Origin of the sequence: Tateyamaria omphalii, assembly GCF_001969365.1 — a bacterium.
Lineage (GTDB): Bacteria > Pseudomonadota > Alphaproteobacteria > Rhodobacterales > Rhodobacteraceae > Tateyamaria > Tateyamaria omphalii_A.
In genome coordinates this window covers 3754766-3775022 of record NZ_CP019312.1, presented here as the reverse complement: position 1 = coordinate 3775022, position 20257 = coordinate 3754766, and the positions used below count along the sequence as shown (strand labels likewise).

The 20257-nt window shown below is 61.0% G+C and carries 17 protein-coding genes; 6 read left to right on the top strand and 11 right to left on the bottom strand.

The features are described 5' to 3' along the window. Positions 1 to 3: 3 nt before the first annotated feature. The 7 genes from BWR18_RS18875 to BWR18_RS18845 all read right to left on the bottom strand — a co-directional run bounded on the left by BWR18_RS18875 (position 4) and on the right by BWR18_RS18845 (position 11318). A complete protein-coding gene (locus tag BWR18_RS18875; protein WP_076629941.1) occupies positions 4 to 1635 on the bottom strand; it encodes an alpha-D-glucose phosphate-specific phosphoglucomutase in 1632 nt (543 codons plus the stop codon). Continuing rightward, positions 1632 to 3764, bottom strand: a complete 2133-nt coding sequence (glgX, locus tag BWR18_RS18870) for a glycogen debranching protein GlgX (protein ID WP_076629940.1) — start codon at positions 3762 to 3764, stop codon at positions 1632 to 1634. Before glgX ends, BWR18_RS18875 begins: the two co-directional genes overlap by 4 nt. Then, complete coding sequence (gene glgA / locus BWR18_RS18865; RefSeq protein WP_076629939.1) at positions 3761 to 5185, bottom strand: glycogen synthase GlgA; 1425 nt, start codon at positions 5183 to 5185, stop codon at positions 3761 to 3763. Before glgA ends, glgX begins: the two co-directional genes overlap by 4 nt. Continuing rightward, entirely contained in the window at positions 5182 to 6441 is a 1260-nt protein-coding gene (glgC, locus tag BWR18_RS18860) for a glucose-1-phosphate adenylyltransferase (protein ID WP_076629938.1), read from the bottom strand. Before glgC ends, glgA begins: the two co-directional genes overlap by 4 nt. 12 nt (positions 6442 to 6453) lie before the next feature. Continuing rightward, entirely contained in the window at positions 6454 to 8646 is a 2193-nt protein-coding gene (glgB, locus tag BWR18_RS18855; protein WP_076629937.1) for a 1,4-alpha-glucan branching protein GlgB, read from the bottom strand. Beyond that, entirely contained in the window at positions 8646 to 10235 is a 1590-nt protein-coding gene (locus tag BWR18_RS18850; protein ID WP_076629936.1) for an alpha-amylase family glycosyl hydrolase, read from the bottom strand. The genes glgB and BWR18_RS18850 overlap by 1 nt, the downstream gene beginning before the upstream one ends. Positions 10236 to 10403: 168 nt before the next feature. Continuing rightward, positions 10404 to 11318: a jacalin-like lectin gene (locus BWR18_RS18845; RefSeq protein ID WP_076629935.1), complete on the bottom strand. Its 915-nt coding sequence runs from the start codon at positions 11316 to 11318 to the stop codon at positions 10404 to 10406. A 288-nt stretch (positions 11319 to 11606) separates the two neighbouring features. Between BWR18_RS18845 and BWR18_RS18840 the strand changes: the two genes are divergently transcribed. Both BWR18_RS18840 and murJ read left to right on the top strand, forming a co-directional pair. Continuing rightward, positions 11607 to 12143 (top strand): hypothetical protein, encoded by a 537-nt coding sequence (locus BWR18_RS18840; RefSeq protein ID WP_157598839.1) that lies wholly within the window; start codon positions 11607 to 11609, stop codon positions 12141 to 12143. Positions 12144 to 12274: 131 nt separating this feature from the next. After that, positions 12275 to 13813: a murein biosynthesis integral membrane protein MurJ gene (gene murJ / locus BWR18_RS18835; protein ID WP_076629933.1), complete on the top strand. Its 1539-nt coding sequence runs from the start codon at positions 12275 to 12277 to the stop codon at positions 13811 to 13813. Here the strand turns inward: murJ and BWR18_RS18830 are convergent. After that, the gene (locus tag BWR18_RS18830) at positions 13810 to 14493 is read right to left on the bottom strand and encodes a rhomboid family intramembrane serine protease (protein ID WP_076629932.1); all 684 of its coding nucleotides are present in this window, start codon (positions 14491 to 14493) and stop codon (positions 13810 to 13812) included. The two genes, murJ and BWR18_RS18830, sit on opposite strands and share 4 nt — an antisense overlap. 75 nt (positions 14494 to 14568) lie before the next feature. Here BWR18_RS18830 and trpS point away from each other — a divergent pair, with 75 nt between their 5' ends. After that, positions 14569 to 15591, top strand: a complete 1023-nt coding sequence (gene trpS, locus BWR18_RS18825) for a tryptophan--tRNA ligase (RefSeq protein ID WP_076629931.1) — start codon at positions 14569 to 14571, stop codon at positions 15589 to 15591. Positions 15592 to 15669: 78 nt separating this feature from the next. On the opposite strand, the gene BWR18_RS18820 is transcribed toward trpS, so the two are convergent. Next, on the bottom strand, positions 15670 to 16569 hold the full coding sequence (locus tag BWR18_RS18820; RefSeq protein ID WP_254684901.1) for a LysR family transcriptional regulator: 900 nt from the start codon (positions 16567 to 16569) through the stop codon (positions 15670 to 15672). Between the two features lie 124 nt (positions 16570 to 16693). Between BWR18_RS18820 and BWR18_RS18815 the strand changes: the two genes are divergently transcribed. From BWR18_RS18815 to BWR18_RS18805, 3 genes are all read left to right on the top strand, one after another. Beyond that, positions 16694 to 17677 (top strand): sterol desaturase family protein, encoded by a 984-nt coding sequence (locus BWR18_RS18815; RefSeq protein ID WP_076629929.1) that lies wholly within the window; start codon positions 16694 to 16696, stop codon positions 17675 to 17677. Positions 17678 to 17957: 280 nt separating this feature from the next. Next, positions 17958 to 18383, top strand: a complete 426-nt coding sequence (locus BWR18_RS18810; protein ID WP_216637310.1) for a hypothetical protein — start codon at positions 17958 to 17960, stop codon at positions 18381 to 18383. A gap of 148 nt (positions 18384 to 18531) precedes the next feature. Further along, on the top strand, positions 18532 to 18771 hold the full coding sequence (locus BWR18_RS18805; RefSeq protein ID WP_076629928.1) for a hypothetical protein: 240 nt from the start codon (positions 18532 to 18534) through the stop codon (positions 18769 to 18771). A 148-nt stretch (positions 18772 to 18919) separates the two neighbouring features. On the opposite strand, the gene BWR18_RS21935 is transcribed toward BWR18_RS18805, so the two are convergent. Continuing rightward, complete coding sequence (locus tag BWR18_RS21935; RefSeq protein WP_172839331.1) at positions 18920 to 19132, bottom strand: hypothetical protein; 213 nt, start codon at positions 19130 to 19132, stop codon at positions 18920 to 18922. 219 nt (positions 19133 to 19351) lie between these two features. Next, a complete protein-coding gene (locus BWR18_RS18795) occupies positions 19352 to 20230 on the bottom strand; it encodes a LysR family transcriptional regulator (RefSeq protein ID WP_076629926.1) in 879 nt (292 codons plus the stop codon). Between the last annotated feature and the right edge of the window lie 27 nt (positions 20231 to 20257).

Sequence of the window (20257 nt, the reverse complement as noted above, 5' to 3'; positions counted from 1 at the left end):
ACATCAGGTGATGACGTCAGGGCCATCGCGGCCTGTGCGCACCTTGATCTCGGCCAGCGCGTCGGCTGCTGCGATGATGCCCGCCAACGCTTCTTGCGGGTCCTTGCCCAAAGCGCCCGGCGCTGTCTCCAACTGCTCAAGGTAGACGCGCAACGTCGCACCGTCCGTCCCAGTCCCCGACAACCGGAACGCAACCCGTCCACCGCCCTCGAAAAATATGCGGATGCCCTGGCCAGACGAGGTCGAGCCGTCCACCGGATCGTCGTAGGAAAACTCGTCCGCGCCTGACACGGTGAGGTTGCCGACCGTCTGCCCCGGCAGGTCGCCAAGACGCCCACGCAGATTGGCGATCAGGTCATTGGCCGCCGCACTGTCCACCGCCTCGTAATCATGGCGCGAGTAGTAATTGCGCCCGTAGGTCGCCCAATGATCCGCCATCAGGTCGGCCACCGACTTGCCCGTCGCCGCCAGAATGTTCAGCCACAGCAGAACCGCCCACAGCCCGTCCTTTTCCCTCACATGGTTCGACCCGGTCCCGGCGCTTTCCTCACCGCACAGCGTCACCTTGTCCGCATCCAGCAGGTTGCCAAAGAACTTCCAACCGGTTGGCGTCTCGAAATGCGCCATACCCTTGGCCTCGGCCACGCGGTCGGCGGCGGCAGAGGTGGGCATGGACCGCGCCACGCCGGCCAGGCCTCCGGCATAGCCGGGCGCAAGATCGGCCTTGTCCGCAAGCAGTGCCAGACTGTCCGACGGACTGACATAGCAGCGCTGGCCAACGATCATGTTGCGGTCGCCATCGCCGTCCGACGCGGCGCCAAAGTCGGGCGCGTCCTCGGCATACATCACATCCATCAGCGCCTTGGCCCAAACCGGGTTCGGGTCCGGGTGGCCACCACCAAAATCGGGGCTCGGCACGCCATTGATGACAGTGCCCGCAGGCGCGCCCAACCTGTTCTCAAGGATCTCGTGGGCATACGGGCCAGTGATCGCGTGCATGGCATCGAAACAGACCCGAAACCCACCGCGGAACAGGTCCGCAATAGCGTCAAAGTCAAACAGCGTCCCCATCAGGTCGGCGTAATCGGCCACAGGATCCACAATCTCGACCTGCATGCCGGCCAAGGCAGTGTCGCCCAGCGCATCCAGATCCACATCGCCGCCATCCAGAATGCGGTAAGCGTCAATCTCCTCGGTGCGCGCAAAGATCTTGGCCGTCACGCCCTCGGTCGCAGGCCCCCCGTTCGGCCCGTTGTATTTCAGACCAAAATCCGCCTTTGGGCCGCCCGGGTTGTGGCTTGCCGACAGGATCAAACCGCCATCGGCCCCACGCTTGCGGATCAGGTGCGATGCGGCAGGGGTGGACAGCAACCCACCCTGTCCGACGATGCACTTGGCCGCCCCATTGGCCGCCGCCATGCGCAGGATCGTCGCGATGGCCACGTCGTTGAAATACCGCCCATCACCGCCGACGACCAGCGTCTTGCCGCCAATGCCTCCAATCCCGTCGAAAATGGCCTGCGTATAATTCTCAAGATACCCCGGTTGCATGAACACGGCTGTCTTCTTGCGCAGCCCGCTGGTGCCCGGTTTTTGTCCGTCAATCGGTTTGGTTTCAATGGTTTGGATGGTCATGCCTTGATCTTCCTGTTTTCAAATATCTCTTCGCCCACGGACATTCCGTCCACAGCGCATAATTCAAGGGCCACGACACTGTTCGGTGCGATAGACACGGCGTCGGACCTGGGCGCTGCCAGCACCTGACCAGAGGTGTCGATGACCCGGTGCCACCGGTGCCCCGGCAGCGTCTCGGGCAGGGTTGCTGTGGTCGCATCGCCTGCGTTGAATAACAGGTAAATCGCACCCAGCCGGGGCTCGTATGCGGGCGTCCCACGTGCCATCCGCATCTCGACCCCGAGGAATTTCAACTCGGCGCGCTGCCAGTCTTCCTCTTCCATGGCGGTGCCGTCGGCCTTGCGCCAAAACACGTCCGGCTTGCCATCGACGGCCCGCTTGCCCGCGTGCAAGAACCGCTTCTGGCGCAGGATCGGGCTGGATTTGCGAAACGCGATGATCTGACGGCAGAAGGCCAGGAAATCCGGGTCCGCTTCGTCCCAGTTGACCCAGCCGATCTCGTTGTCCTGACAATAGGCGTTGTTATTGCCCATCTGGCTGTTGCCCAACTCATCGCCCGCCAGGATCATCGGCGTGCCCTGGCTCATCATCAGTGTGGCCAGCATGTTGCGCCGCCGCTGCGCGCGCAGGGCCATGATCTGTGGATCATTTGTCGGGCCCTCGACCCCGCAATTGTCCGAACAATTGTGGTCGTGCCCGTCGCGGTTGCCCTCGCCATTGGCCGCGTTGTGCTTTTCATTGTAGCTGACGGTATCCATCAATGTGAACCCGTCATGGGCGGTCAGAAAGTTGATCGACGACGTCGCCGGGCGCCCGTCATGATCAAAGCGCAGCGCCGAACCGGTCACGTTCCCGGCCAGCTTGCGGATCATGCAGGCATCGCCCCGCCAGAACCGGCGCACGTGATCGCGGTACTTGTCATTCCACTCAGTAAAGGGCGACGGGAACGCGCCCAGCTGATAGCCACCGGGCCCCACGTCCCACGGCTCTGCAATCATCTTGACCTTGTTCAACACCGGGTCCTGCCGGATGGCCCTGCAAAACGGCCCGTCCCGGTCAAACCCACCCGACGTGCGCGCAAGGCTCGACGCCAGATCAAAGCGGAAGCCGTCCACATGCATGACCTCGACCCAATAACGCAACGAATCCATCACCATGCGCAACACGAAGGGATGATCCAGATCCAGCGTGTTGCCGCAGCCCGTGTCATCCACATAGTAACGCGGGTCATCCGCCAGCCGGTAATAGCTCGCGTTGTCAAAGCCCCGAAAGCTCAGTGTCGGCCCACGCTGATCGCCCTCGGCCGTGTGGTTGTACACCACGTCCATGATCACCTCGATCCCGGCCGAATGGAACCGTGCCACCATCTGCTGAAACTCGGAAATATCATGGTTACTCAGGTATTTGGGCTCAGGTGCAAAGAACCCGTAGGTCATGTAGCCCCAATAATTGCTCAACCCCTTGTCCACCAGAAACCGGTCATCAACGGCGGCCTGCGCAGGCAGTAGCTCGATGGCCGTGACACCCAGATCAGTCAGATGTTCCAGCATCTGGTCCGACGCCATGCCCAGGAACCGCCCCGCGTGGGGCACATCCTTGCGCTGCGCCGTCAGCCCTTTGACATGCGCCTCGTAAATGACCGTGTCGGACCACGGCGTATCCAGCCGCACCTGCTCATTCCGGCCCCAGGTGAATGCCGGGTCCACCACGACAGACCGGGGCATGTAATCGGCACTGTCGCGCGCATCGAAACTCAGGTCCTTGTCCTTGTGCCCGATCTCGTAGCCGTAAAGCGCATCATGCCACTGCACCTGCCCGCTCAGCCGCTTGGCATAGGGGTCCATGAGCAGCTTGTAGGGGTTGAAGCGGTGCCCCTCGGCAGGGGCACAAGGCCCGTGCACGCGGTAGCCATATTGCTGACCGGGACGCAGGCCCGCGATGTAGCCGTGCCAGATATGCCCCTCGCGCTCGGCCAGGTCGACAAGGTACACCTCGCGCCCCTGCGCGTCGCACAGGCAAAGTACCACGCGGGTCGCGTGCTGGGAAAACACGGCAAAGTTCACGCCCTCGCCGTCGAACGTGGCGCCCAACGGGTGGGGGCGGCCCGCGCTCAGTTGGAATGGTGTCATTCGGCAGCCTTCACCAAGTCATCATACAGCGCAGCATAGGCCGCAGCCGACGGCGCCCACCCCACGGGCTGCGCCATCGCATTTCGCTGCATCTTTGACCACAGCTTGGGCGTTTCGAAAAGGTCACAAAGCTGCATCAGCGCGTTTGAGAGCGCATCCGCCGTCACCGGATGAAATTGCAGGCCCGTCGCCACCCCTTTTGCCATCGTGGCAGGCGTCGCCGGGATCACGGTATCGGCCAGCCCGCCGGTCAGGGCGACCACAGGCAACGTACCGTAGCGCAGACCGTACAATTGCGTCAGCCCGCACGGCTCGAACCGCGATGGCACCAAAATCGCATCGCCCCCCGCCATCATCCGGTGCGACAGCGCCTCGTCATAGCCGATGCGGACCGCAACACCGGGATGGTCATAGCTGGCAAAGGCAGCCTCAAGCGCCGGATCACCCGACCCCAGCAGCGCCAATTGCCCGCCCCGGTCCAAAAGCGCCGGCAACGCATCCAAAAGCAGGTCCAGCCCCTTTTGCGCCGTCAGCCGGGACACGACAACACACAGCGGCCCAGCTGCCTCAGGCAACCCGAACTCGGCGCGCAGCGGCGCCTTGTTCGCCGCCTTCCCGCGCAGTGTCTTGTAGGGGCGGATATGGCCATCCACCTCGGGCGACCACACGTCCAGATCAATGCCGTTCAGAATGCCCGACAAGTCAGCCTTGCGGCTCTGCAAGACACCATCCAGACCCATCCCGAACTCCGGCGTCATCAACTCGCGGGCATAGGTGGGCGACACGGTGGTCAGCCGATCCGCGTGCAGCAACCCCGCCTTCAACGCCGAAATCTGCCCCCAGTATTCGACGCCCTCGCGGGTCAGGTCCGCCTTGGCAATGCCCAGCGCCTTGGCGCGGTCCATGGGCACAAGGCCCTGAAAGGCGATATTGTGAATGGTCAGGACACTCGGCACGCCCACTGCATTGCGCTTCAGGTAGTATGGCACCAACCCCGCCTGCCAATCATGGCAATGCACCAGATCAGGGCGCCAATGGCCCAAGGACCCTGCGGCCAAATCCGCCGCCACCCGGCACAGCGCGGCAAAGCGTTCGGGGTTGTCGGGCCAATCAACGCCATCGCCATTCAGGTATATCCCGGCCCCCCGGTCAAACAGAAGCGGCGCGTCCAGCACAAACAGGTCCAGCCCCGCCGCCTCTCCCGCCAGCAGACAAGCCGAGCCGCCAAACAGATCGCCAACCTCGGCAACGACATCTGCCGCCCCAAGCGCATCCATCACAGCCGGATAGCCCGGCAACAGGGTCCGCATATCCACGCCCAGGGGCGCAAGCGCCGCGGGCAAGGCACCGGCCACATCTGCAAGGCCGCCAGTCTTGACCAGCGGCGCACATTCCGAAGCGACGGACAGAACGCGTGTCATTGGGCCGCCTTCCACGCCTCCACCATCGGGGCGGTGATCAGGGTCGTACCCTTGTCGGACACCCGGAAATGTTTCGCGTCCTCCAACGGATCCTCGCCCACCACCAGACCTGTGGGGATCTCCACCCCCCGGTCAATCACGCATTTGCGCAGCCGGGCCGACCGGTGGATGACCACGTTGGGCAGGACGACGGAATGATCCAGTACGGCATAGGAATTGGTATGCACATCGGTGAACAGCAGCGAATTGCGCACCTCGGTCCCCGAAATGATACAGCCGCCCGACACCATAGACGAAATCGCCACCCCGCGCCGGTCCTTCTCATCATGGATGAACTTCGCGGGCGGCACACTTTCGGAATAGGTCCAGATCGGCCAGTGCTGATCCCACAAATCCAGCTCGGGCGTGAAGTCGGTCAGGTCGATATTGGCTTCCCAGAAGGCATCCAGCGTCCCCACATCGCGCCAGTAGCTGGGCGCCTCTTCGGCCCGCACACAACTGTCATCAAAACGGTGGGCGACGGCCTTGCCGTTCTTCACGATGTCCGGGATCAGGTCGTGCCCGAAATCATGGCTTGAATTCGGATCCTCGGCGTCCCTTATCAAAAGCTCACGCAGGAATTTCCAGCTAAAGACGTAAATGCCCATCGACGCCAACGCCTTGGTCGGATCCTCGGGTGTCGCAGGCGGATCAGCGGGCTTTTCCAGAAATGACGTGATCCGGCTCTGCGCGTCCACGCCCATCACGCCAAATGCACTCGCCTCTTCGCGCGGCACCGTCAGGCAGCCCACTGTCACATCCGCCCCCTGCTCCACATGCTGGCGCAACATGACCTCGTAATCCATCTTATAGATGTGATCACCGGCCAGAATGACAATATATTCAATATCGTAGCTGTCGACGATGTCGATGTTCTGGGTCACCGCATCCGCCGTGCCACGATACCACATCTCTTCTGACACACGCTGGGACGCGGGCAGGATGTCCAGAAACTCGTTCCGCTCGGCGCGGAAGAAACTCCACCCCCGCTGGCAATGGCGGATCAGCGAGTGTGCCTTGTACTGGGTGGCCAGCGCCATGCGACGGATACCGGAATTCACCGCATTGGACAGGGCAAAATCCACAATTCGCGTCTTGCCGCCGAAATACACCGCCGGTTTCACCCGCCGGTCGGTCAACTCTTTCAGGCGCGACCCGCGCCCCCCCGCCAGCACAAAGGCCATCGACCTTTGCGACAGCCGTGTCGTGTCCACCATATCCAATCCTCCCTAAATTTCATGTCGGAACATCACCGTGGCCAAAGGCGGCGCCGTGACGTCCGCAAATTGCGGCTGACCGTCCCAATCACCCGTCTGGGTTTGAACGGCCCCCCCGTTGCCCCGGTTCCCGCCGCCATAGGCCGCAGCGTCGGTGTTCAGAACCTCCTCCCAGGTTCCAGACACCGGCACACCGATGCGCCACTGGCGCTCCACCGGGGTGAAATTACACACCACAATCACCGGCGCATCATCCTCCGCGCCCCGCCGCATGAAGGCAGTCAGGGATTGATCCGGGTCATTCGCTATCCATTGAAACCCGGACGGATCGCAATCGCGCCGATGCAACGCAGGCGTGTCGCGATAGAGGTGGTTCAGATCGCGCACCAGCGCTTGCACCCCCTTCTGCTGCGGCCCGTGCAGCGCATCCCAATCCAAGGTCGCATCATGGTTCCACTCGGCCCACTGTCCAAACTCACAGCCCATGAACAGCAGCTTCTTGCCGGGATGCCCCCACATGAAACCGTAATAGGCGCGCAGGTTGGCGAACTTCTCCCACTCATCGCCGGGCATCTTGGCAATCATCGACCCTTTGCCATGAACCACCTCGTCATGGCTGATCGGCAGCACGAAGTTTTCCGAGAATGAGTAATCAATCGGAAAGGTCATCAAATGATGATCGTGCTTGCGGTGAATGGGGTCCTTTTCGATGTACCGCAGGGTGTCGTTCATCCACCCCATGTTCCACTTGTAGCCAAAGCCAAGGCCACCGGCATCCACCGGCGACGACACGCCGGGAAAGGCCGTGCTTTCCTCGGCCACGGTCATGATCCCGTCAACCTCGCCATAGCAGACGGTATTCATCTCTTTCAGGACATCAATGGCCTCGTAATTCTCGCGCCCGCCGTCCTTGTTGGGCACCCATTGCCCGTCATCACGCGAATAATCGCGATAGAGCATGGACGCCACCGCATCCACGCGCAGCCCGTCGATATGATATTCCTTGAACCAATACAGCGCGTTGGCGGTCAGGTGGTTCTTCACCTCGCGCCGCCCGTAGTTGTAGATCAGCGTGTTCCAGTCCTGATGAAACCCCTCGCGCGGGTCGGCATGTTCGTACAAATGCGTGCCATCGAACTCCGCCAGCCCATGGGCGTCCGACGGAAAGTGCCCCGGCACCCAGTCCAGGATCACACCCAGCCCCGCCTTGTGCGCCGCCTCGACCAGATCGCGAAACTCATGCGGCGGGCCAAAGCGGATGGTGGGGGCATACAGACCAAGGGGCTGATACCCCCATGACCCGTCAAAGGGAAACTCGCTGATCGGCAGAAACTCCAGATGGGTGAAGCCCATCCACTTGGCGTACTCGACCAGTTCGGTCGCCAATTCGCGATAGCTCAGCCGTCGCCCATCAGGCGTGTGCCGCCAAGACCCGAGATGCACCTCGTAGATGGAAATCGGCTTGTCCCGGCTCTGCACCGCACCGCGCTGCGCCATCCACTCCGCATCGTCCCAACCGTAGCCCGAAATGTCCCGCACGACCGACGACGTCTCGGGCGGGTGCTGCGCCCCAAACGCCAACGGATCGGCCTTGAGAAACGGCGCACCGTCCTGCGGCGCGATCTCGTATTTATACAGATCACCTTCGGCGATACCGGGCAGGAAAATCTCCCACACGCCCGTCTCGCCCACACGGCGCATCGGGTGGCGGCGCCCGTCCCAGATGTTGAAATCGCCCACAACGGACACGCGCACCGCATTGGGCGCCCAGACGGCAAAGTGCGTGCCCGCAACGCCGTCCAGCTCCATCACATGCGCGCCCAGCGCCTGCCATAACTGCCGATGCGTGCCCTCACTGATCAGATGCTGATCCAGATCACTCAGGATCGGACCAAAACGATAGGGATCGTCAAAAGACCATTCGGACCCGTCTGCATGGATCGCAGTTAACGCATATGCAGATTTCGAATTGGGCACCTTGCCCGCAAAAAGCGGCCCTTTCACACGGTCGAGAGGCACGGCTTTGCGCCCCAAGGTCGCCACAATCTGCACCGCATCCGGCACAAGGGCAACGCACCACGCCGCACGGTCTGTCTTGTGCAGACCAAGCACATCAAAGGGGCGGTCATGGCGCGCCTCTAGCAGCGCATCGACATCCCCTTGGGTCATATGGGGCGGCAGGGTCTTGGTCTCCGCCCCACCCATCAGGCGACGCGCCCGATCAAAAACCCGCTGCCACCAAGTGTGACTTGCGCACCATCGACCTGCGCCGATTGATCCAGAACAGACGTCACCGCATGGGGCAGCGCCACGGTGACCGGATCAGGCGACAGGTTGTAAATGCACATCATGTTCTCCCCTCGCATAAACCCTAGCACGGGTTCCGGCAGATCAAGAAACACCGTCTTGCCCGCCCGCAAATCCTGCGTCCCGCGGCGCAGCGCCAGCATCTCGCGATAGAACGCCAGAACGCTGTTCCCCCCCTGCGCTGACACGGCCCGCGCTTGCTGAGGCGCCTTCACCGGCAGCCACGTGCGGTTGGCCTGGCTAAAGCCGCCATTCGGCGCATCCGCCTCCCACATCATCGGAGTCCGGCAGCCATCGCGCCCTGTCTTCTCCGGCCAGAAATTGATGCCCTCGGGGTCGGTCAACTCGTCAAAGCTCAGGACCGTATCGACCTGCCCTAGCTCTTCCCCCTGATAGATGCAGATCGACCCCTCAAAGCTCAAAAGCAGCGCCGCCGCCTGCTTGGCCAGCGCATCCTGATCCACGCCATGCGCCAGCCAGCGGCCAACATGGCGCGGAACATCATGGTTCGAAAACGCCCAGCACGGCCACCCCTCCGGCGCATCGCGGAAAAACGCCTCAATCCGCTCGCGGAAATGCTTGGGCGAGAAATCGGGCCCCAACATCTCAAAGCTGTAGGCCATGTGCAGACGATGGCCCGACGTATATTGCCCCATGATATCAATGGCATGGTGACTGTCACCCACCTCGCCCACCATCGTGCGGGCATCATATTCGTCCAGCAAATCACGCAACCGCTTCAGAAACCCAAGATTCTCCGGCCGGTTCTTCGAAAACAGCGTGTACTGCATCTCGAACGGGCGCACGGCGTCTTGCGCCCAATCCGATGGATTGGCTGCGTTGTCGCGTAACAAATGGTCGTGGAAATAGAAGTTCACGGTATCCAACCGAAACCCATCCACCCCGCGCTCCAGCCAGAAGCGCACGCAATCCAGCAGGTAATCCTGAACCTCCGGATTGTGGAAATTCCAATCCGGCTGCTCTTTCAGAAAATTGTGCATGTAATATTGGCGACGGCGGGAATCCCAGGTCCAGGCCGGACCGCCAAAGATCGACAGCCAGTTGTTGGGCGGTGTGCCATCGGGGTTCGGATCGGCCCAGATGAACCAGTCGGCCTTGGGGTTGTCCCGGCTCTGACGGCTCTCGGTAAACAACGCATGCTGGTCAGACGCATGGCTCAACACCTGATCAATGATGACCTTCAGACCCAGATCATGGGCTTTGGCAACCATGGCATCAAATTCTGCAAGCGTGCCAAAACTCGGATCGATGTCCAGATAATCCGAAACATCATACCCCATGTCGGCCATCGGCGACGGGAATACCGGGCTCAACCAGATCGCATCGACCCCCAGCGACGCCACATGGCCCAACCGGTCCATGATGCCCTTGATGTCGCCAATCCCGTCGCCATCCGCGTCCATAAAGGACCGGGGATAGATCTGATAGGTCACCGACCCACGCCACCAGTCTTGTCCGTCTGCCATCGTCAAAGCCCCTATTGTCAGATGTTAGCACTAACACTCAAAGCGCTTTGATAGGGGCCAGCGGCTCCCAAAGCAAATGATTCACAACGCGCACAAATACGAAAAAAGACCCCTGCACGAAACAGGGGCCTCGAAAGTGCTGAAATAAAGTGCTGCAAAAGTCTTAGGTCACGCGGCCATGCGCGCGGCAAAACTGTCGTAGTCAAATGTCTGCGGAGCCATGTTGGGCAGATGCAGCGTCAGCACGCCCGTCATGTCATACAGGTCCGATGTAATCACACTATCGCCCGACACGGCGGCGGAAATGATGTTCGGCTCGGATGTCGGAAAGAACCAGATGATCCCGTCGCTTGCCTCGAACACGTCCATCACGACAACCTCGATCCCGACATGGCCCGCAGGCGGAGCATAGGTGATCTTTTCGGTCTCCTTCCGCTCCTCTTCGACGATGGAATTGAACTCGGCCTGCGTGGTGACCGTCAGACCAAAGGTCGTGCTGGCCTTGGCCGAAAACTCACCCATCGCCGCACCCGCTTCATTGGTCTGTGTCACGCTGCTCACAGTTTCAAAGAACAGGCGCGTGCTGTCCATCTTGGCCACACGGCTAGAGACCGAGCGTTCGAATGTCTGGCCCTGCGGGATGACATTGGTGACGGCGAACACGCCAGTCTGAACCACGGACGATTCCTTGTAATCCGAGATGTGGTAAACGCGCAGCTTGAACAGCATGTGGCCTGCATTGCCGCCGATACCCAGCACCCGGATGTTTTTCAGAACACGCTTCGGCCCCCGAAACGTCCCGCACGTGAGGCTGCGGCCCAGGTTGGTCGTCAGTTCAACACCACGGATCCTGTCTTCGTTCTTCTTATCGTCATGGCTTTCGTAGACGACAAGGTGATTGATGTATTCGTCCTGCTGAAAGTTCAGAACGTCGGTTTCGTCGCCCTGCACGTCACCGTAATACGTGCCATTGATCCGAACGCCCTCCACCATGTCGTCACCGCGAAAGCCGATGGAATTGATGTGCTCAATACCGAAATCTTCGCCGTGGTCCCCGCCAATGGCAACAGTCTGAATGGTCATTTCAAGTCTCCTTTTGTTTGCAATAAGCGTCTGATATTTTCTGGCGCCGACACCGCGCCGGCCTTGCACAGAGTTAACGATTGCAGCCCGGGTTTTATTCGCGCGTCGCGGGAAAAATGTGCGCAACGACGCGCTGACGATCGTCGACATCACAGAATCCGTGGCGGAACCCCGCCGCCCGAAACCCCGTCAAATGGCGGAAAATCGCAAGCGTACGGATGGGCGATTGAACTGACGCGGCGTCAAGATACCGTTCCCAAGTCATTAACTAATGTTTGGAGATTTTTTATGAGCTTTTCATCCTGGGACCCCATGTCCATGACCAGCGAAAACAACATCATCGTCACCGGAACCCGACCCGACCCTTGGACGCAATCCATCTACATGGATGACCTCTATGCCGTTGGCATTTTCAACCTTCAGGACGCCCTGTTCGGCGGCGCACCGCAGGTCGATATGCCCACAATGAACAACCCCGAAGGCGGGCAGCAGCCCCGCCGGATCGACGAAAAAAAGGCGCCGTCCGAAGGACAGGAAGACTTTGCCGAAGACGGCGACCCCTTCAACGACGGCGAAGCCCCAACGCTCCAGACCGTCGAAGCGTGGCTGGAATCCGAAGCCGCAGCAGATCAGGACATGACCTATCTGGTCTCAAGCGACGTAAGCGACCCCGATGCCTACTCTGGCTGGTACACCACCGGTGACGGAGACACATTCACCTTCTACTCCGACGGGGAGGGTGGCTTCGGCCAGACCCCGGTCGCACCGGAGCCATCCGGCGACGCCGGTGCCGATCTTGGCCTCGGGGACGGCTTCCTGTTCTGATCCAAAAAAACCTACGCAAGGGTCAGGGGGGCGCTCCTGACCCTTGTTAAAGGCGGCAAAGCGGACACGCTGAAAATCCGTTGTAACAGCGACCATTGCGCGTATCGGCACCACCCGCTACCCCGTCTCCAATGAAACCGATCCGCCTTATCAGCGGCTTCCTGACCGTGGGTGTCTGGACGCTGCTCAGCCGCATCCTTGGCTTCGTGCGCGAGGTGATGATCCTGTCGCTGATCGGCCCCGGCCCGCTGATGGACGCCTTTGTCGCGGCCTTCCGCCTGCCCAACATGTTCCGCCGCTTCTTTGCCGAAGGTGCGTTCAACGCGGCCTTCGTGCCGATGTTCTCCGCCAAGCTCGAAGGGGACGAGGACGCCGCCAAATTCGGACGTGACGCCCTGAACGGGCTGGCGCTCTGCACACTCATCCTGACGGCGCTCGCCATGATCTTCATGCCCGCACTGGTCTGGGCCACGGCGGGCGGCTTCGGGCCGGAACGCTTCGACCTCGCCGTGGGCTACGGACGGATCGTGTTCCCCTACATCTTCTTCATGTCGCTCTCGGCGCTCTTCTCCGGCATCCTGAACGCCACGGGCCGGTTCGCGGTCGCGGCGGCTGCACCGGTCCTGCTGAACGTGCTGGTGATCGCCGCCATGACGCTCGCCTGGGCCACGGGGGCCGAGGCAATCACCTGGCTCGTCTGGACCATCCCGCTCGCCGGGATCGCGCAACTGGCCCTGACCTGGGGTGCCGCGACCCAAGCAGGGTTCGCCCTGACACCGGCCCTACCACGCTGGACCCCGGACATGAGCCAGATGGTGCGCACCGCCATTCCTGCCGCCCTCGCCACCGGCGTCATGCAGATCAACCTGGTCGTGGGCCAGCTCGTTGCGTCGAACTACGACAACGCGGTCAGCTGGCTTTTCGCCGCCGACCGGCTTTATCAACTGCCGCTCGGCGTCGTCGGCATCGCCGTGGGCATCGTCCTGCTGCCGGATCTCTCCCGCAGGCTCAAGGCCGGGGACAGCGACGGCGCCCGCGACGCCTATTCCCGCGCGACCGAGTTCTCGATGGCGCTCACCCTGCCGAGCGCTATGGCGCTCATGGTGATCCCCCTGCCGCTCGTGTCGGTCCTGTTCCAACGCGGGGCCACGGGCGCGGATGACGCTGCCGCCATCGCCACGGCCGTGGCCATCTACGGCGCGGGCCTGCCCGCCTTCGTGCTGCAAAAGGTGCTGCAACCGCAGTACTTCGCGCGGGGCGACACCAAGCGACCGTTCTACTACGCCTGCGTCGCGATGGTGATCAACGCAGGCATCGCCATCGGCCTGTCGTCGATCCTAGGCTGGATCGCCCCGGCCATCGCCACAACCGCGGCGGGCTGGGCCATGCTCGGATTGCTTTATCTCGGCGCACGGGGGATGGGCGAGGTGGTGCGCACCGACACACGCTACCGAAAACGCCTGCCCCGGATCATTCTGGCCTCCGTCGCGATGGGCATCCTGCTGGGCGTCCTCGCCACAGTGCTGAAACCCGCGCTGGGCACCGACGGAATTCGCTACATCGCCCTTCTGGGGCTGATCACCGTGGGCGGCGCGGCCTATTTCAGCATCGCCCACGCCATCGGTGCCCTGCGGCTCTCTGACATCCGCGGAGCGGTTCGCCGCAGCTAACGCCGCCGCAACATGGCAAGCACCCGCGCCCATCCGCCGGGCATGACAAACGCGGTCAGCGCAAAGCCTGCGCAAAATCCCGCCAACTCAGCCACCCAGGCATAGCCCACCTGGAAAAACATCCCGAACAGCAGCTGCAACCCCATCAACACCCCAATCAGGGTAAAGGCCCGCGATTGCGGCCCCCCTGTCGCGGCCAGCTTCTGCCACAGCAGAAAGGTAAAGACACCGATCAGCCCATACACACTCGGATAGGCCCCAAACAGCCACGCCTGGTCGGTCACAAGGGCAAAGACCAGCGCGCCAAAGATCCCGCACAGCACGAAAAGTAGAATGACAGCCCAACCGCCCATCACCTCGGCCACCATCTTGCCCATGGCCAGCAGGATCACCGCCGCAAACAAGGTCGAGGTGAACGCGCTGTGGACAAAGGGATAGGTCACAAAACGCAGCAAATGCTCCGGCAACAAAACGCCGTTGCCCAGCATGAAATCAAAGGCTTCGCCAGAAAACCCATACTCATTCAGCGCCTGCAGCCGCCACCCCACGGCGGCAGGCCCGCCCATCAAATTCGCCTCGCCCAGCGAAAACGCCAACTCCGGCAGCGCAATGGCGGCAAACAGCAGCCACACGGCGGGGGGCAAGGGGTTCACGGGGCTGGGATCATACTGCTCTGACATCTCGGGCCTGCCTGCTTGACGCTTGTTTACGCCATGGGTAAGCCAACCCGGCAGATTTGCCCAGAGGTGCGCCCCATGTCCGACAGCCAATTCACACCCCGCGTGTTCTCGGGCATGCAGCCGTCCGGCGGGTTGACACTGGGCAACTACCTCGGCGCGCTCAAACGCTATGTCGAAATGCAGGACACAGGCACGTACGAGACGATCTATTGTATGGTCGACCTGCACGCGATCACCGTCTGGCAGGACCCGACCGAGCTGGCGGCCAAAACACGGGAACTGGCGGCTGCCTATATCGCGGCGGGCGTGGACCCGGCCAAGTCGATCCTGATCAACCAAAGCCAGGTGCCCGAACACGCGCAACTGGCCTGGATCTTCAACACCGTGGCCCGCATGGGCTGGATGCAGCGGATGACGCAGTTCAAGGACAAGGCGGGCAAGAACGCGCAAAATGCCTCGCTCGGCCTCTTTGCGTACCCGGCGCTGATGGCGGCCGACATCCTGATCTACCACGCCACGCACGTGCCTGTGGGTGACGACCAGAAACAACACCTCGAACTGACGCGCGACATCGCGACCAAGTTCAACCACGACTACGGCGTCGACTTCTTCCCCATCACCGAACCGGTGATCGAAGGGGCGGCGACGCGCGTGATGTCCCTGCGCGACGGGTCCAAGAAGATGTCGAAATCCGACGCGTCCGACGCGTCCCGCATCAACATGACAGACGACGCCGACACGATCGCGCAAAAGATCCGCAAGGCCAAAACCGATCCCGACGCGCTGCCGTCCGAATACAAGGGCCTCGACGACCGTCCCGAGGCGCGCAACCTCGTCAACATCTACGCCGCCCTTGCCGACATCAGCGTGGATCAGGTGCTGGCCGACCACGGCGGCGCGCAATTCGGCACGTTCAAACCCGCGCTTGCAGAACTGGCAGTGGCCAAACTCAGCCCTATCGCGTCCGAGATGACACGGCTCATGGCGGATGTGGCCGAGATTGACAAACTGCTGGCCCAGGGCGCCGAACAGGCACGCGAGATCACGCAACCGATCCTCAAACGCACGTACGAAATCGTGGGCATGGTCGGGGCCTGAATAAGCGGGCCAAGCCCTGACGCGTGCAGCGCGGCAAAGCCCGCGCGATCACGCACCAATACCGTCATGTCACTACAGTTACTCCAGAATACACTGCCCGGCACCCGTTTTGGAAAAATGGTCCTGACAAGCCTCTACAAATGCCTGAACGATCCGGCGCGGAGCGGCCTTGTCATAGCCGACGGCCAGCGTCAGTGGCGGCAACGTCTCTGAAATCGGGCGTTCTACGACCCGCGCGCCAGTATAGCATTCATGTGTCATGGGTCGCATGTTCAGGATTGCGCAGCCCCGCCCCTCTGCAACAAGGCTGCGCACCATCTCGGTCGAGGTCGCATAGGCGACAATGGGCGCCTGCCTGCCATGCGGCTGAAACAGGCGCTCATAATAGGGTCCGGTGACAGGCCGGTTCAGGACCACAAGCGACTCGCTCGCAATCTGAGCCATGGACACTGCGGACTGACGCGCCAGCGGATGCGCCTCAGGCAGCAGGCAATAGGGCCGCGCCGTGATCAAGGTATCGTAACGCACCGCCGGACGAACATCCTCGGTCACAAACAGGATCGCGTCATAGGTCCCAGCGATCAAACCGTCCTGCGCCGCATCATTGTCGCATTCCTCCAGCTCAAGAATGACATCGGCACCGGGCGGCAGGCAGGCATCAAAGATCGACGGCAGGAACGCAGGTGCGATGGGCGCGTAATAGCCGATCCGCAGCGTCCCGTTCAGCGACTGCTTCAGGTCCGCGCCTTCCGCCAAAAGCGCGTGATAGTCTTCCAACAATCGTTCGCATTTGCGCGCCACTTTGATCCCGCTGGCATTGGCTTGGATGCCCCGCGCGCGTTGTCGTGTCACAAGCGTCAGATCAAACTCCGCCTCAACCTGGTCAATGGCTGTTGCGACGGCGGACGCCGCGATATTCAACTCTGCCGCCGCCCTGGCGATGTTGCCATGGCGCAACGCAGTCGTGAAATAGGACATAGCTTTGAGGGACAGCGCCATTCTATCCTCTGAAACTCAGAATATGTTCATCAATAAATACTGTTTTTCAACGGATGTCATCCGTGTCACCCTGACAGTCGCCGCGAGACGCAGGAAGTAACGGATGTCAGATGCACCACTGAAGGGCTGGAACCACGTTCCGGACGTACCACTCCAAGTATCACCGGTTTTCCAGTGGCCGCCGCAGCCGTTGCGCATCCTGCACTGGTTCTGGAGTTCGTGGTTTTTCATATCCGAACGGCTCATCATCGTCGCGATTGCCTGCATCTCGTTTTTCTGGTTCCAACCGCCGCTTGCGGAAACGCAAACGTTCGCCTTTGGTTGGATCGCCGAGATGTTCATCCGGAATGTGGCACTCATGACGCTCGTGGCAGGCGGTCTGCACCTCTACTTCTACACATTCACCAAACAGGGGCAGACGCTTAAATACGATCCGCGCCCACTGATGAAGAACGGGCGACAATTCACGCTGGGTGGTCAGATACGGGATAACATGTTCTGGACGATCGCCAGCGGTGTCACCGTCTGGACCGCCTATGAGGTGCTTATGTTCTGGGCCCTGGCCAATGGCCACGCACCCATGCTGATGTGGGCGGCCCACCCTCTCTGGTTTGTTGCGCTTTTCCTGCTGATCCCCATCTGGGAAAGCTTTTACTTCTACTGGATCCACCGGTTCTTGCACATTCCGTTCCTGTACAAGCACGTGCACGCCCTGCACCACCGCAACATCAATGTCGGACCTTGGTCCGGCATGGCGATGCACCCTGTGGAACACCTGATCTTTCTTGGGTCGGTTCTGATCCACTTCATCATCGCGGCCCACCCGATCCACATCCTCTTCCATCTGCAGTATTACGCGCTGACAGCCGCGACCACGCATACCGGCTTCGAAGGCATGGTAATCAAGGACAAGAACCGCCTGAAGCTCGGCACCTTCCACCACCAGATGCACCACCGCTACTTTGAATGTAACTACGGCTCGCTCGAATTGCCGTGGGACAAGTGGTTCGGCTCGTTCCACGACGGAACACCCAAGGCGGATGCCAGGATCCGTGAGCGCCGAAAACGCTTCACGAACAGGGCATAAGCTGTGAAATCGCGCGGCGGCAGAGATACCGGCGCACTGCCAATGCCGCTGGCAACGGCTATTCCGCTCAGATGACCCTGGCTGTCACGGACCAAGCACCCTTTCGACCAAAACAGCGCGGCGACGGAAACCATCCCCCAGCGCGTTGAACCTGAACACCCGTTGCAAGGAGCGCCCCATGCCACCATGCCTGCCTTGCCTCGCCCTGTTTACTTTCACCGCCGGGGCAGCATCTGCCGAAACCTTTGCGGCGGACGTCTGGGCTGACAATTGATTCGAAATGCGTATCGACGGCATCCAGGTCGCCGAAGACAGCGTTCCAATCACAACCGAGCGGTCGTTCAATGCCGAAAGCTTCACATTTCAGGCCGAACGCCCATTCGTGATCGGTCTCGTGGCCAAGGACTTCAAACAGAACGACACCGGGCTGGAATACATCGGCACACGGCGCCAGCAGATGGGCGATGGCGGCGTGATCGTGCAGATCAAAACGGCCAACGGGGCACAGGTCGCAGTCAGCGACGCAGGCTGGGACATGGCGGGCTTTGACACATCGGACTGGCCCGCAGCCAATGTCTATTCTGCGCGGCAGGTCGATCCAAAGGACGGCTACGACCAGATCACCTGGGCGCAAGAGGCCAAGCTGATCTGGGGTCCGGACCCGGAACAAAGCAACACGGTCCTGTGCCGTATCACCGTCGAGTGACCAGCTCAGGACAGATCAACGTCACCCGGCATCTCGGATCCACGACCCTTTCATCGCTCCGCTGGCTGCTCGCCGCACCCGCCTTCGCCCATGAAAACCACCGCGCAGCTGTCGCCGCCTCAGGCGAAGAGGGAGCCTTGCCAACAGCGTGACGGTCACCTGCACCGACGCCCATGCCACACGCACGTTCGATACCTTTCGCGATCACCAGATGATGACAGGGATCGTCACCACCAACGAACAGGTCCCGGTGCCCGCGTACCATTGGGCGCCGATCCTTGTGGCGCGTGAATGGAACGGCACGCCCCTGACCCGGGATGCGGCGCTCGGCGTCGCTGTCAACGGTGTTCAGATTTACGACTATCTGGCCGCAGATAGGGTTCACTGATCGAATTGGCTTTTCGCACAAAGTGCGCGCGCCGATTGCGTGGTCCAGTTTGATTGCAGCGCATCGTCGGTCCCTGGTCCACTGGGGCGATGCTTTCAGGCGCGGACCGCCTATACCGCAATCGCACCGCATTCGAGCCTCGACGGGCTCACCCCGCCGGAATGCCACCAACGGTCAAAAGAGGACCAAAACCTGAACAGAGCCAACTTAAACGAGCGGGCTCCAACGGGAACACATCACTGTCGCCAAAGTGCTGAGGAAGGCGACAGACAAACAGATCAAACACGCGATTTGCCAGAGCGTGGCCAACGAGCAAATTCCGGAGACGGAAAAAGGTCGGCCAGATTTTTTTGATCGTCATCGCCGCCCACCGACCGGAATTCAGGGATTACGTGCTGGCCCCCGATGCGGCCCGGGTCGTGCGGCGGTGGCAACAAACCCTGATCAAGTCGATAAGCGGCGAGACAAGGTGACAAGCCGAAACCGGACATTTCGGAAGCGAAACTGACGCAAAACAGGACGTTCCAAGCAGCCGCATAGACACAGTCAATGCTCAGTTTCCATGGCAAGCGCATGAGTCTTACCCATCACCTGCGAGAAACCTGACAAACAAAGTGGTCAAGTTTTCCCTTCGGGAGTGATCCGGCCAAACCGCATAGAGACCAAGCGGCCGTAACGACCAGTCTGGCAAGACATGTACCAACTCGCCACGGTCAAAGCCGCGGCACGCGAGGTGTTCTGGTATTGACGTCACACCAAGACCGCGCGCGGCAAACTCGTAAAGGGCATCGGCAGAGTTGACCGTGAGATGCGACTTGCCTGTGATGACGGCCTCCTGTCCGCTCGGATGTGCCAACAGTGTTTGATCCGGGCGTACAGAAAACCGGATCCAGTTCCAGGCTTCTAGATCAGAAGGCCCAGAAGGTGTTCCCCGCTGTTTCACATAATCCGCGCTTGCCACCAAAAGCCGGTCGGCAACTCCGATGCTGCGGACCATGAATTCGCTGTCTTCCAGCCAACCGGCTCGGATCGACACGTCATAGCCATCCTTGATGAGATCGCGTGGTGTATCAGAAAAATCGAAGTGCAAGTCGATCTTCGGATAGCGTTCACCAAAGGCCGCAAAGTCGTCCATGAGTGCAGTTTGCGTCACAAAGGCCGGCGTTGTGATCCGTAGGGTGCCTTGCGGGTGTTTCGAGCTTGGGTTGATCGCGTCCAGCCCGCTTTCGGCGGCCGCCACCATTGCCTGTGCCCGCTCATGCAGCAGGCGGCCTTCATGTGTGAGCGAGAGCTGCCGTGTTGACCTGTACAGCAGGGTGACATCAAGGTCTTTTTCCAGATTGGATACCGTTTCGCTCACCCGCGAGGGTGCAAGGCCCAGATGTTGTGCGGCCCCCCGAAAAGAGCCTTGGTTCACAACCGTCGAGAAAATCGCGATAGCACGTAGCTTATCAATCATTGTTCGCCCCAGCGGAACAGTCCTGTC

What these genes read in the sequence shown, in the direction of transcription:
- BWR18_RS18875 (WP_076629941.1), bottom strand. Translation starts at nt 1,635, where the DNA reads ATGACCATCCAAACCATTGAAACCAAACCGATTGACGGACAAAAACCG.
- glgX (WP_076629940.1), bottom strand. Translation starts at nt 3,764, where the DNA reads ATGACACCATTCCAACTGAGCGCGGGCCGCCCCCACCCGTTGGGCGCC.
- glgA (WP_076629939.1), bottom strand. Translation starts at nt 5,185, where the DNA reads ATGACACGCGTTCTGTCCGTCGCTTCGGAATGTGCGCCGCTGGTCAAG.
- glgC (WP_076629938.1), bottom strand. Translation starts at nt 6,441, where the DNA reads ATGGTGGACACGACACGGCTGTCGCAAAGGTCGATGGCCTTTGTGCTG.
- glgB (WP_076629937.1), bottom strand. Translation starts at nt 8,646, where the DNA reads ATGGGTGGGGCGGAGACCAAGACCCTGCCGCCCCATATGACCCAAGGG.
- BWR18_RS18850 (WP_076629936.1), bottom strand. Translation starts at nt 10,235, where the DNA reads ATGGCAGACGGACAAGACTGGTGGCGTGGGTCGGTGACCTATCAGATC.
- BWR18_RS18845 (WP_076629935.1), bottom strand. Translation starts at nt 11,318, where the DNA reads ATGACCATTCAGACTGTTGCCATTGGCGGGGACCACGGCGAAGATTTC.
- BWR18_RS18840 (WP_157598839.1), top strand. Translation starts at nt 11,607, where the DNA reads ATGAGCTTTTCATCCTGGGACCCCATGTCCATGACCAGCGAAAACAAC.
- murJ (WP_076629933.1), top strand. Translation starts at nt 12,275, where the DNA reads ATGAAACCGATCCGCCTTATCAGCGGCTTCCTGACCGTGGGTGTCTGG.
- BWR18_RS18830 (WP_076629932.1), bottom strand. Translation starts at nt 14,493, where the DNA reads ATGTCAGAGCAGTATGATCCCAGCCCCGTGAACCCCTTGCCCCCCGCC.
- trpS (WP_076629931.1), top strand. Translation starts at nt 14,569, where the DNA reads ATGTCCGACAGCCAATTCACACCCCGCGTGTTCTCGGGCATGCAGCCG.
- BWR18_RS18820 (WP_254684901.1), bottom strand. Translation starts at nt 16,569, where the DNA reads ATGTCCTATTTCACGACTGCGTTGCGCCATGGCAACATCGCCAGGGCG.
- BWR18_RS18815 (WP_076629929.1), top strand. Translation starts at nt 16,694, where the DNA reads ATGTCAGATGCACCACTGAAGGGCTGGAACCACGTTCCGGACGTACCA.
- BWR18_RS18810 (WP_216637310.1), top strand. Translation starts at nt 17,958, where the DNA reads ATGCGTATCGACGGCATCCAGGTCGCCGAAGACAGCGTTCCAATCACA.
- BWR18_RS21935 (WP_172839331.1), bottom strand. Translation starts at nt 19,132, where the DNA reads ATGACGATCAAAAAAATCTGGCCGACCTTTTTCCGTCTCCGGAATTTG.
- BWR18_RS18795 (WP_076629926.1), bottom strand. Translation starts at nt 20,230, where the DNA reads ATGATTGATAAGCTACGTGCTATCGCGATTTTCTCGACGGTTGTGAAC.